This is a genomic window from Wansuia hejianensis (assembly GCF_014337215.1).
In the GTDB taxonomy this organism is placed as follows: Bacteria; Bacillota; Clostridia; order Lachnospirales; family Lachnospiraceae; genus Scatomonas; species Scatomonas hejianensis.
Genome location: NZ_CP060635.1, coordinates 644,774 through 656,742 on the forward strand (window position 1 = coordinate 644,774; position 11,969 = coordinate 656,742).

Annotated in this window: 14 protein-coding genes and 1 pseudogene; 14 read left to right on the forward strand and 1 reads right to left on the reverse strand. The window is 50.4% G+C overall.

Translation table 11 applies throughout. The features are described 5' to 3' along the window. Nucleotides 1-211: 211 nt before the first annotated feature. The 14 genes and pseudogenes from H9Q79_RS03015 to pgeF all read left to right on the forward strand — a co-directional run bounded on the left by H9Q79_RS03015 (nt 212) and on the right by pgeF (nt 10,635). Nucleotides 212-1,573, forward strand: a complete 1,362-nt coding sequence (locus H9Q79_RS03015) for a citrate/2-methylcitrate synthase (RefSeq protein WP_249329165.1) — start codon at nt 212-214, stop codon at nt 1,571-1,573. 373 nt (nt 1,574-1,946) lie between these two features. Beyond that, nucleotides 1,947-2,291 carry a YlxM family DNA-binding protein gene (gene ylxM, locus H9Q79_RS03020; RefSeq protein ID WP_118647924.1) on the forward strand — a complete coding sequence of 115 codons (345 nt, stop codon included), beginning with the start codon at nt 1,947-1,949 and terminating at the stop codon, nt 2,289-2,291. 3 nt (nt 2,292-2,294) lie between these two features. Then, the gene (gene ffh / locus H9Q79_RS03025; protein WP_118647919.1) at nt 2,295-3,641 is read left to right on the forward strand and encodes a signal recognition particle protein; all 1,347 of its coding nucleotides are present in this window, start codon (nt 2,295-2,297) and stop codon (nt 3,639-3,641) included. 51 nt (nt 3,642-3,692) lie between these two features. Beyond that, entirely contained in the window at nt 3,693-3,938 is a 246-nt protein-coding gene (rpsP, locus tag H9Q79_RS03030) for a 30S ribosomal protein S16 (protein WP_118647917.1), read from the forward strand. Between the two features lie 23 nt (nt 3,939-3,961). Continuing rightward, nucleotides 3,962-4,192 (forward strand): KH domain-containing protein, encoded by a 231-nt coding sequence (locus H9Q79_RS03035; RefSeq protein WP_118647915.1) that lies wholly within the window; start codon nt 3,962-3,964, stop codon nt 4,190-4,192. 143 nt (nt 4,193-4,335) lie between these two features. Continuing rightward, nucleotides 4,336-4,875, forward strand: a complete 540-nt coding sequence (gene rimM / locus H9Q79_RS03040) for a ribosome maturation factor RimM (protein ID WP_118647923.1) — start codon at nt 4,336-4,338, stop codon at nt 4,873-4,875. Next, the gene (locus H9Q79_RS03045; protein WP_118647913.1) at nt 4,862-5,473 is read left to right on the forward strand and encodes a DUF4190 domain-containing protein; all 612 of its coding nucleotides are present in this window, start codon (nt 4,862-4,864) and stop codon (nt 5,471-5,473) included. The genes rimM and H9Q79_RS03045 overlap by 14 nt, the downstream gene beginning before the upstream one ends. 35 nt (nt 5,474-5,508) lie before the next feature. Continuing rightward, nucleotides 5,509-6,189 (forward strand): annotated as a pseudogene (gene trmD, locus H9Q79_RS18465) (tRNA (guanosine(37)-N1)-methyltransferase TrmD); the annotation flags it as partial. Between the two features lie 514 nt (nt 6,190-6,703). Then, nucleotides 6,704-7,051 carry a 50S ribosomal protein L19 gene (gene rplS / locus H9Q79_RS03055; protein ID WP_118647909.1) on the forward strand — a complete coding sequence of 116 codons (348 nt, stop codon included), beginning with the start codon at nt 6,704-6,706 and terminating at the stop codon, nt 7,049-7,051. A 78-nt stretch (nt 7,052-7,129) separates the two neighbouring features. After that, the gene (gene lepB, locus H9Q79_RS03060; RefSeq protein WP_118647907.1) at nt 7,130-7,705 is read left to right on the forward strand and encodes a signal peptidase I; all 576 of its coding nucleotides are present in this window, start codon (nt 7,130-7,132) and stop codon (nt 7,703-7,705) included. Between the two features lie 12 nt (nt 7,706-7,717). After that, nucleotides 7,718-8,569 carry a ribosome biogenesis GTPase YlqF gene (gene ylqF / locus H9Q79_RS03065; RefSeq protein WP_249329167.1) on the forward strand — a complete coding sequence of 284 codons (852 nt, stop codon included), beginning with the start codon at nt 7,718-7,720 and terminating at the stop codon, nt 8,567-8,569. 21 nt (nt 8,570-8,590) lie between these two features. Further along, on the forward strand, nt 8,591-9,352 hold the full coding sequence (locus tag H9Q79_RS03070; protein ID WP_118647905.1) for a ribonuclease HII: 762 nt from the start codon (nt 8,591-8,593) through the stop codon (nt 9,350-9,352). Nucleotides 9,353-9,407: 55 nt separating this feature from the next. Then, a complete protein-coding gene (locus tag H9Q79_RS03075) occupies nt 9,408-9,761 on the forward strand; it encodes a YraN family protein (protein ID WP_118647903.1) in 354 nt (117 codons plus the stop codon). 28 nt (nt 9,762-9,789) lie between these two features. Continuing rightward, nucleotides 9,790-10,635, forward strand: coding sequence for a peptidoglycan editing factor PgeF (gene pgeF / locus H9Q79_RS03080; protein WP_118647901.1), 846 nt, complete (start codon nt 9,790-9,792; stop codon nt 10,633-10,635). Nucleotides 10,636-10,713: 78 nt separating this feature from the next. Here the strand turns inward: pgeF and H9Q79_RS03085 are convergent, their stop codons facing one another. Continuing rightward, nucleotides 10,714-11,880 carry a ribose-phosphate pyrophosphokinase gene (locus H9Q79_RS03085; RefSeq protein WP_118647899.1) on the reverse strand — a complete coding sequence of 389 codons (1,167 nt, stop codon included), beginning with the start codon at nt 11,878-11,880 and terminating at the stop codon, nt 10,714-10,716. Nucleotides 11,881-11,969 lie beyond the last annotated feature (89 nt).

Sequence of the window (11,969 nt, forward strand, 5' to 3'; positions counted from 1 at the left end):
CAGCATAAGCTGTTCCCCGCCCGGCAGGGCATGTGTTGCGGTGTGCCCTGCGGGTATACATTGCCGTAAGGGCATGCATTAGAAAGTGTCCGGCGGGTATACGATATAATGTGCGGCGCTGTTCTGGGTCATGTGCGTGCGGGAGAATGAGCCGCGGGATCACCAGGAAGACACATCACAGAGTTCGCCGCTGAAAGAAAGGAATGCTGGTATGACTGTAGATCGAGATAATATGGAAGAAAAGTTAAATGAACTGGTGGAGTTCAGCCGTACATCCGGCAAGATCGATATGAAGCTTTATACAGAGTACGATGTCAAGAGAGGGCTCAGAGATTCCGCTGGGAAAGGAGTGCTGACCGGGCTTACGGAGATTTCGGATGTAATCGGTTTTGAAGTGACGGAACAGGGAGAGAAGATTCCGGCGAACGGAAAGCTTTACTATCAGGGATACGATGTATCCGAACTGGTGCGGGGATTCAGAAACCGCAGGTTTGGGTTTGAGGAAATAACCTATCTGCTTCTGTTTGGGGAGCTGCCGCAAAAGCACCAGCTGGACGATTTCGTGGAGATACTGGGCAGCTTCCGTGAGCTGCCGGAAGCGTTCACGAGGGATGTCATCATGAAGGCGCCCAGCACTAATATGATGAATTCTATGCAGAAATGCGTGCTGACCCTCTATTCTTATGACAAGAACCCGGAGGATACCAGCATTCAGAACATATTGAGGCAATCTCTGAGTATGGTTGCAAAGATGCCTCTGTTAGCCGTATACAGCTACCACACATACCGCCATTGCTTCCAGGGCCACAATCTGGTCATCAGGAATCCGAAACCGGAGCTGTCACTGGCAGAAAATCTGCTTCAGATGCTTCATCCTGACGGCAAGTACACCGAGCTGGAAGCGAAGGTGCTGGATGTGGCACTGGTACTTCATGCAGAACATGGCGGCGGTAACAACTCCACATTCACGACTCATGTAGTTTCCTCCTCCGGAACCGATACATATTCAGCCGTGGCAGCGTCCCTCGGCTCCCTGAAGGGCCCGAAACACGGCGGCGCGAATCTGAAAGTGCAGGAAATGTTTGAAGACATCAAACTGCACGTGACTGACTGGGAAGACGAGGAAAAGCTTCGGAATTATCTGAACCTGATCCTGGACAAGCAGGCCTTTGACCATGCCGGCCTGATCTATGGCATGGGCCACGCAGTCTATACAGAATCTGATCCCAGAGCGGTAATATTGAAGGAGTACGCTCAGAAACTGTCGGAAGAAAAAAATCTGGAAAAGGAGTATACCTTGTATACGACGGTAGAGAGAATCGCCGGAGAATGCATTGCCAGAAAACGCCGGCTTCTGAAACCGGTATGTGCAAACGTAGACTTCTTCAGTGGATTCGTCTATACCATGCTGGGCCTGCCAAAGGAACTGTATACGCCGCTGTTCGCCATCGCGCGTATATCCGGCTGGTCAGCCCATCGGATAGAAGAACTGGTAAATTCCAGCAAAATCATACGTCCGGCTTATAAATACGTGGGACATCACAAAAAATATGCCGAGCTGGAAGAGAGATAAATTTTGGGTTTGTGGTGAGCGGTGTGTGGGTACCCGGACGAAAAGCAGTGGGAGACCTCCAGGGGCTGCGGCCTGCCGGTCTCCCGCTGCTTTTCTGGCTGTTCCAGACGTTACAGTGGCTCTCGCCAGAGGGGGAACCCCGAGGGTCTCAGGCGGTAGAATTTGAAATTCGGCAAAAAAATACTGGCGCCGTCCCTTTTCCGCCCCGCCTCCCCCCACCCTTTCGTCCGGGGATCCAAAACACTTCCCCTCACCGACCTATTTGTAAGCAAACCCGAAATTTGACTGGGTATGGTTTGTGAGGTGTATATATGTCAAGAATTTTTACTTGACAAGTTGAATGCGCTATAGTATGATGACAAAGGTGATGCAGATGGAAAGGTTTGTAGTGCAGTCTCTTCTGTATGATTTTTACGGAGAGCTGCTGACGGAGCACCAGCGGCGTGTTTATGAGGAAGTGGTATTCAATGATTTTTCCGCCAGTGAAGTCGCGAAGGATGCCGGTATCAGCCGGCAGGGTGTTCATGACATGATCAAGCGGTGCGGCAGGATACTGGAGGACTATGAATCCAAACTGCATCTGGTGGAGAAATTTCTGCATATCAGAGAGAATGTGAGACAGATCCAGGCGCTGACTTCTGAGAAGGATGAGGGCAGCCTGGGACAGCGCATGAAGCAGATTCAAGAAATCTCTTCGGATATTCTGGAGGAATTATAATTCATGGCATTTGAAAGCTTAACAGAGAAACTGCAGAATGTATTTAAGAAGCTCAGGAGCAAGGGGCGGCTGACGGAGTCCGACGTGAAGAGCGCGCTGAAGGAAGTCAAGATGGCGCTGCTGGAAGCGGACGTGAGTTTTAAGGTTGTAAAGCAGTTTATTAACTCTGTGCAGGAACAGGCAGTTGGACAGGATGTCATGAATGGCCTGAATCCCGGACAGATGGTTATTAAGATTGTTAATGACGAGCTGGTCAAGCTGATGGGCTCAGAGACGACGGAGATCACCCTGAAGCAGGGGAATGAGATCACAGTTGTCATGATGGTGGGCCTGCAGGGTGCAGGTAAGACCACTACGGCGGCCAAGATTGCCGGGAAGCTGAAAGCCAAGGGCAGGAAGCCTCTTCTGGTGGCCTGTGATGTTTACCGTCCGGCTGCGATCACGCAGCTGCAGGTGAATGGTGAGAAGCAGGGCATAGAGGTATTTGCCATGGGCGATAAGAAGAAGCCTGTGGATATCGCCAAAGCGGCTGTGGAACACGCCAGGGGCCAGGGAATGAATGTGGTAATCGTGGATACTGCGGGCCGTCTTCACATCGATGAAGACATGATGCAGGAGCTGATTGCTATCCGGGAGGCGGTGCATGTGGATCAGTCTCTTCTGGTGGTGGATGCCATGACCGGTCAGGACGCGGTCAACGTGGCGGAGACCTTTAATGAAAAGGTCGGGATTGACGGTGTTGTTCTGACTAAGCTGGACGGTGATACCAGAGGCGGAGCTGCACTTTCCATAAAAGCCATCTGCGGCAAACCCATTTTCTATGTGGGCATGGGCGAGAAGCTTTCGGATCTGGAGCAGTTTTATCCGGATCGTATGGCTTCCAGAATACTGGGCATGGGAGATGTGATGAGTCTCATAGAGAAGGCCCAGGCCAATCTGGATGAATCCAAGGCCAAAGAGATGGAACAGAAAATGCGGAAAGCCCAGTTTGGCTTCGATGACTATCTGGAAAGCATGAATCAGATGAAGAAGATGGGCGGAATTTCCAGTGTTCTGGGCATGATGCCGGGTCTGGGCGGCAAGATGAAGGATCTGGAAGGCATGGTGGATGAGAAGGATCTGGCCAGAAAAGAGGCTATGATCTATTCCATGACGCCGGCGGAACGGTCCAATCCCGATCTACTGAACCCTTCGAGAAAGAACAGGATCGCAAAAGGCGCGGGTGTGACGGTCGCTGAGGTGAACCGCTTTGTGAAGCAGTTTGAGCAGACGCGCAAGATGATGAAGCAGATGCCCGGAATGATGAAAGGCAAGAAAGGCAAACTAGGAGGTTTCAAATTCCCGTTTTAGCCGGAAATTTGTTCTCAAATAGATAAAAATTCCACAGGGAGGTGAAAGAAGATGGCAGTAAAGATTCGTTTAAGAAGAATGGGACAGAAAAAGGCACCTTTTTATAGAATCGTTGTAGCAGATGCTAATTCTCCGAGAGACGGCAGATTTATCGAGGAAATCGGCACCTATGATCCGAACCAGGATCCGAGCGTATACAGCGTGAATGAAGAGGCAGCTAAGAAATGGCTTGCAAATGGTGCCCAGCCTACAGAAGTTGTTGGCAAGATCTTCAAGCTGGCAGGTATTGAAAAATAATTCACGGGCGGAGGTATCTTGTAATGAAAGAATTGGTAGAAGTAATTGCAAAATCTCTGGTCGAAAATCCTGATGAGGTAGTCGTTACCCAGACGGAAAGCGGCAATGATCTGCTGATTGAATTGAAGGTTGCGCCCTCTGATATGGGAAAGGTGATCGGAAGACAGGGACGTATTGCGAAAGCGATCCGTTCTGTGGTTAAGGCCGCCTCTTCCAGGAGCGACAAGAAAGTTGTGGTTGAAATTCTGCAGTGAAACAGGGCTGTCATGTGAGGCAGCGCCTGGTTGCGTGCGGCCGGAAGGTTTCTGATTATGAAACTCTTCGGCCGTATTTTTTTCACGGGAAAGGGGATTTATCCTGCATATGGCTGACACTAGATTTCGGGAGGAGAACATGTATGGAGCAGTTTTTGAAGGTGGGTGTCATAACTTCAACCCATGGGATTAAGGGCGAGGTCAAGGTATACCCGACAACGGATGAACCTGAGCGTTTCCGAACTATCAGGCGTGTATATCTTCAGACGAAGACAGAACGGTTAGATCTGGAGGTACAGGGTGTTAAATTCTTCAAGCAGTTTGCCATCCTGAAATTTAAAGGCATTGATTCCATCAATGACGTGGAAAAATATAAAGGGTGCGAGCTGTATGTATCGCGGGAGCATGCGGTTCCCCTGAAGGAAAATGAATATTACATCGCAGACCTCATAGGGATGGAGGTCTGTCTGGAGGACGGAAAGAAGCTGGGAGTTCTGAAGGATGTGATCGAGACAGGGGCGAACGACGTCTACTCTGTGGATACAAAGAATTATGGAGAAGTCTTGATTCCTGCAATCAGACAGTGTATTATAAAAGTTGAGGTGGAGGCTGGGAAAATGACGGTGCGTTTGCTTCCGGGCCTGATAGATTACGAAGGAGGTAGTGAAGATGAAGACATGTAAGCATTGCGGCTCACAGCTGGAGGAGCAGGCTAAATTTTGCAGATACTGCGGAAAACCGGCTGAAGAAGAGACCCCCTACAACTATCAACAGCAGGATACGGGATACGGATACGGCGGACAGCAGCCGGCAGATCAGGGATATCAGAGTTCCTCTTATAATCAGAATTACGGCGGCTATCAGCAGCAGTACAGCCAGCCATCTTACAATCAGCAGGCATATAACCAACAGCTGTACAATCAGCAGCCGTACAAACAAGGGGGCAAGACCTGCGGCATGGCGGTCGCGTCACTGGTACTGGGGCTCGTGGGCATTTTTTTGGGCTATCTGGGAGCGGCCTTCAGTGCGGCTGCGTCATTTCCAGGGATGGGCTTTATGTGGATTATCGCCATTGCGTTTTTTATGCCAAGCATACTGGCTGTTCTGTTAGGAATCTCTGGAATCTCCAAAACAAAGGAACCGGGAGTCACCGGCAGGGGGCTGGCCATCGCAGGGCTGGTTCTGGGGATTGTATTCCTGGTCATCTGGGGCATTGCAGCAGTTTTTGCCGCGCAGGCAATCGGAACCTATGGCTCTTATTTCAGCGATCTGTTCTACTGATGAATCCGATGATAACACAGCAGGTTTTATAATTGATGAATTATTATGTATTAACTTTATTTCCTGAAATGATTCAGCAGGCCGCCGGCGCCAGCATCCTGGGGCGGGCGGCTAAAAACGGTTTTATAACGGTTGAGGCAGTGAATATCCGGGATTTTTCGGCCAACAAGCATATGCGGGTGGATGATTACCCCTATGGCGGCGGCGCCGGAATGGTCATGGAGGCAGAGCCTGTGTACCGGGCGGTGCGCGCTGTGGAAGAGAAGGCCGGCCGTACCATGCGGGTCGTATATCTGACGCCCCAGGGAAGGGTGCTGAATCAGACTATGGTAGAGGAATTTGCCAGAGAAGAGGCTCTCGTCCTTCTCTGTGGCCATTATGAAGGGATCGATGAAAGGGTGCTGGAAGAGGTGGTGACGGATTACGTTTCCATCGGCGATTATGTACTCACAGGAGGAGAACTGGGAGCGATGGTGATGATTGATGCCATATCCAGGTTTGTACCCGGCGTCCTGAGCAATGAAGAGTCTTCTCAGTTTGAGTCACTTCAGGACAATCTTTTGGAATATCCTCATTATACGCGGCCTGAGATCTGGCATGACAGACAGGTCCCGCCGGTGCTATTGTCCGGAGACCACAAAAAGATAGAAGAATGGCGCCATCAGAAGTCTCTGGAGCGGACCAAAAGCCGGAGGCCCGACCTGTTTCGGAGGAGTTACCGGGTATCCTGCATCTGGCATGGAGATGAGAGGACAGGCGGTGTGGCAGAGCTGCTGACAGAAAAGCTTTCGAGGTATGGAAAAGTGTTGAATTTCAACCGCAGGAAGCTCAGGAGTCAGGGAGGCCTGTTTGGCCAACAGGACCTGGTAATCTTCGTGGTCCCGGGACAGCCGCCTGAACAGCCGCCCGGGGATGGACTGTATCAGAGGCTGGCAGGAAAAGATACGTTGTTTGTCCTGTTGACCGTCGGCGGGGAGGAACGCCGGGCAGATGAGGAAGAAAGGCTGCAGCTGGAGAGAAAAGGCTTTTCGGAGCTGGCTGTTTTTGAAGTCCCTGCAGATGTGCCGGAGGAGAAAATAGAGAGAATTGCCCTGGAAATACGCAAAAAAATCCTTGCAATCCAAATTGACATGTAGTATAATATCAACTGTTGTAATGGAAAATGATGGTCCGCTGTCACGTTTATCGGTGGTATGAACATCCAAATAGCAGACTTAAGGAGAGATAGAAATGAACGAAATTATCAGGAAAATTGAAGAAGAACAGTTAAAAGCAGAAGCGCCGGAATTCCGTGTCGGCGATACCGTAAAAGTATACGGCAAGATCAAAGAGGGTAACCGCGAGAGAATTCAGGTGTTTGAAGGCGTTGTCCTGAAGAAGCAGGGCGGAAGCAGCCGCGCCACCTTCACGGTGCGCAAGAACTCCAGCGGAATCGGTGTTGAGAAGACCTGGCCGCTTCATTCTCCCAACGTAGAGAAGGTTGAAGTAGTGAGACATGGTAAAGTAAGACGTGCAAAACTGAATTATCTGAGAGATCGTGTTGGAAAAGCAGCTAAGGTAAAAGAGTTAGTAAAATAAATGGAAAGCACAGGGACTTATACGTAACGGTATAGAGTCCCTGTTTTAAAATAGGAACCTGTGCTGTTGGAGGAAAATATGAAGAGGTTTACTGCAAGATATGTAAGAGATTATTTCTGGCAGTCCCGTGTGAGGGCGGTCTTCTTCTGGATATTGGAGATTGCCGTAGCTGTGGCGCTAGCATTTGCGTTCTCTTACTATTTTTGCCAGAATATCGTAGTCCAGGAGGGCTCCATGGAGCCGACGCTGTCGGCCGGGGAGACAGTGCTGATTGATACGGCGGCATATAAGCTTGGTTCTCCCAAACGGGGAGATATCATCGTCTTCCGTACCGGTGAGGACGAGAAGACAAGCCTGCACATCAAACGTGTGGTGGGGCTTCCGGGAGAAACCATACAGATAAGAGACGGTCAGATCCTGATTGACGGAGAGACCTATATGGAAAAGAAGGATTTTCCGCCCATTACGAACCCTGGCCTTGCGGAAGAGCCGGTGACGCTCAGCAGCTCGGAGTATTTTGTTCTGGGTGATAACAGAAACAGCAGCGAAGACAGCCGTCACGTGGATGTTGGGAACGTAGAGAAGAAGAATATCGTGGGTAAGCTGTGGATGGTGACGTCCCCCTTTGATAAATTCGGACTGTTAAAAAAGTAAATGAGGTGAATTATGGATATACAGTGGTATCCTGGACATATGACGAAGGCGAAACGCCAGATGCAGGAAGACATGAAGCTGATCGACCTAATCATAGAGCTGGTAGATGCCAGAGTTCCCAGATCCAGCAGAAACCCTGATATTGACCAGCTGGGAAAACAGAAATCCCGGCTGATACTGCTGAACAAATCGGATATGGCTGATGAGCGTCAGAATCAGATGTGGCTGGAATATTTCAAAAAGCAGGGCTTTTATGCGCTTCTGGCAGATTCCAGAAATAAGACGACCCTGCGTTCGATCCAGCCCCTGGTGGCGGAGGCCTGCAAGGAAAAGCTGGAACGGGACGCCAGAAGGGGAATTAAGAACCGCCCGATCCGCGCCATGGTGGCAGGGATTCCTAATGTGGGGAAATCCACCTTCATCAATTCTTACGCAGGCCGTGCCTGCGCGAAAACCGGCAACCGGCCGGGGGTTACGAAGGGAAAACAGTGGATTCGCCTGGGCAAGGGACTGGAGCTTCTGGACACGCCGGGAATCCTGTGGCCGAAATTCGATGATCCGGAAGTGGGAGAGCGGCTGGCGATGATCGGTTCCGTGAGGGATGAAATATTGAATACGGAAGAACTATCCCTGAAGCTGATCGCATTTCTGATGGAAGCTTATCCCGGCATCCTGGAAGGGCGGTATGCGCTGAAGGAAGAAGGCGCACCGCTGGAGATCCTCAGACAGATAGCGGAGAGCCGGAAATGCCTGGTGAGGGGCAGCGAGCTGTCTTATGAAAAAGCGGCGGGCATCCTGATGGATGATTTCCGGTCCGGCAAGCTGGGGCGGATTACCCTGGAGCAGGCTCCGGAGGCACAGTGACAGATAAGGAAACGGAATGAGATGAAGAAAGCACTTTCAGAGATTAAGGCAGAGCTGGAGCAGGCTCCGGAGACTGAACGGGGGCGGCTGCTGGAATTGTATGCAGAAGATGAGCGGAAAGGCGTCCGGAATCTCATCGGCCGCTATCGTAAAATAACGGAGGAGCTTCAGCGGGAACGGGACAGAGTGGAGAAACTCTGTGAATATGAAAAGAGGTACATGCAATACGGCAGTATCTGCGGGATTGATGAGGTTGGCCGGGGCCCCCTGGCCGGACCGGTGGTGGCCGGAGCCGTAATCCTGCCCAAAGACTGCCGGATTCTCTATATCAATGATTCTAAGAAGCTCAGCGGGAAAAAGCGGGAGGAGCTGTATACTATTATCATGGAAAGGGCAATTGCCGTCGGAGTCGGCTACGTTTCACCTGCGCGTATTGACGAGATAAACATTCTTCAGGCGACCTATGAGGCCATGAGGCAGGCAATCACCAAGTTGTCTGTGCGGCCGGAGCTCCTTTTGAATGATGCTGTGCGGATTCCCGGGGTGGACATTCCACAGATACCGATTATAAAGGGCGATGCCAAAAGCCAGTCCATTGCGGCGGCCAGCATTGTGGCTAAAGTAACCAGGGACCGGCTGATGGTGGAGTACGATAAAATCATGCCGGAATACGGTTTCGCATCCAATAAAGGGTATGGGGCTTCGGTACATATAGAAGCGTTGAAAAAATACGGCCCCAGCCCGATTCACCGCAAAACCTTTATCACACATTTTATCCCCTGATGCGGGGCGCCGGCCGGGCTTGGGCTGATAGAGGACTGCCGGCCAGAGAGGTCAGATGAACACGAGAAAAATTGGAACAGAGTATGAAAGCAGAGCTGCGGAATGGCTGGAGGACATTGGTTATGAGATCCTCAGCAGGAATTTCCGCAGCTCCTATGGAGAGATCGATTTGATTGCCAGACAGGGTGCCTGTCTGGTTTTTGTAGAAGTAAAATACCGGAAAAACAGCAGCAGCGGAAAGCCGGAAGAAGCGGTTTCACTTCAGAAGCAGAGAAAAATTTCCAAAACAGCAGACTATTTCCGGGTGAAATACAGGATCGGGGAAGAGACTCCCTGTCGTTTTGATGTGATCGCCATAGAGAACGGCGAGATCCGGCATTACGAAAATGCCTTTTCTTACGCAGAATAAAAAATCTGGTTTTTCAGGAGGCTGCAGCTTGAATATTATATGGAAAAAAGACATGGAGAAATTAGATATAAAAGAAAAGGATGGCGTAACCTGGCTCAGCTTTCCCAGGCTGGAACAGACGGGAATTGTGCTGCAGGCTTTTTCAACACGGCTGGGTGGATGCAGCAAGGGCTTTTTGGAGTCTATGAACTTAGGCTTCAGCAGGGGGGATAACCCGGAGGCGGTGATGGAGAATTACCGGCGGATCAGCGGAGCTGTCGGATTCCCTCTGGATAGTATCGTGACCTCAGACCAGACCCATACTACGAACCTCCGTGTGGTGGGAAGGGAAGACTGCGGAAGTGGTATTACGAGGCCTCGGGATTTTACCGATGTTGACGGGCTGCTGACTGGGGAGAGGGGAGTGACGCTGGCTACGTTTTATGCGGACTGTGTGCCGTTATTTTTTGTTGATCCGGTGCGCCGTGCAATTGCTCTCTCCCATTCCGGATGGAGAGGGACAGTTCACAGGATGGGCCGGGTTACGGTTGAGCGGATGCAGAAAGAGTTTGGGACGAAGCCGGAGGATCTGGTGACGGCGGTCGGCCCGTCTATATGCCAGGATTGTTACGAGGTCAGTGAGGATGTGATCGGGGAATTTGCGGCGGAATTTGCGGCGGATTCTCACAGAACCTTATTTTACCGGAAGGAAAATGGCAAATATCAGTTAAACCTCTGGGAGGCAAACCGAAGGGTTTTGCTGGAGGCAGGGGTGAAAGATGAAAATATAGGCATGCCGGGAATCTGTACCTGCTGTAATCCGGGGTTATTGTTTTCGCACAGGGCCAGTAAAGGAAAGAGGGGGAATCTGGGAGCCTTTTTAATGCTGAAATGATATGATGGCGGAAGCAGAGAGACAAATAGAAATACAACAGGCACATGATCCTATACGGATTCATGTGCCTGTATGCCTTTACCGGTGTTTGGCCAGCAGCTTATTGATCTTTTCGGTGGTGTCCCGGACTTTGTCGACAGATACGTCGTGATTCAGAGTGTCGATAATGCTTGCCAGATATTTGCCCATTTCCGCCGGTTCGTACCAGGGCCTTGCGATGAGCTCAGGTGTCCGGTAGGTCAGGTCGGTCGTGATGACCTTTGCTATATAGCCCTTTTGATAATATTCATCAAATTTGCCGAGGCCGTCTGTGAAGAGTCCGAAGGTGGTGCATACAAATACATCCTTTGCGCCGCGTTCTTTTACCTGCTTGGCGACATCCAGCATGCTTTCGCCGGAAGAGATCATATCATCGATAATGACGACATTCTTCCCGGCTACGGAATCGCCGAGGAATTCATGGGCGACGATCGGATTTTTCCCGTTAACCATAACGGAATAATCGCGGCGTTTATAGAACATTCCCATGTCAACGCCCAGGATATTGGAGAAATAAACGGCTCTTGACATTGCGCCTTCGTCGGGGCTGATGATCATCAGGTGGTCATTATCCATTCGCAGATCCGGCACACATTTTAAAAGTGCTTTCAGGAATTGGTAAGTCGGAAAAAAATTATCAAATCCATGGAGTGGGATCGCATTCATAACTCTGGGATCATGGGCGTCAAACGTCAGAATGTTGGAAACCCCCATGTTATTCAGCTCCTGAAGTGCCATGGCACAGTCCAGAGATTCTCTGGAGGTGCGTTTATGCTGGCGGCTTTCGTACAGGAAAGGCATGATTACGTTTACACGGTGAGCCTTGCCGGTAGTTGCAGCGATGATTCTTTTTAAATTCTGAAAATGGTCATCCGGAGACATGTGGTTTACATGCCCGTTGACCTTATAGGTGATGCTGTAATTGCAGACGTCCACGAGGATGAACAAATCCATGCCGCGGACTGACTCCATCAGTTTTCCCTTGGATTCTCCGGTTCCGAAGCGGGGACATTCACAGTCTAACAAAAAGGTATCGGCAGAATAGCCAAACAGACCTTGCTTTTCAGGGCTGTCTGCGATCAGATCCCTGCGGAATTCGACCAGGAACCGGTCGATTGTGTGCGCGAGGGTCTCGCACCCTGAAAGAGCACAGATTTTCAAAGGTGCGACGGGAATTGAGTGCACCAGATAGTCCAAATTTGCCATGGGGGCCTCCCTGTTTCTTCTATTATTGTACAAATGTATTACTGTTTTTAGTTATATCATGGATAAAATCGCCTGTCAATGCTTGCTTT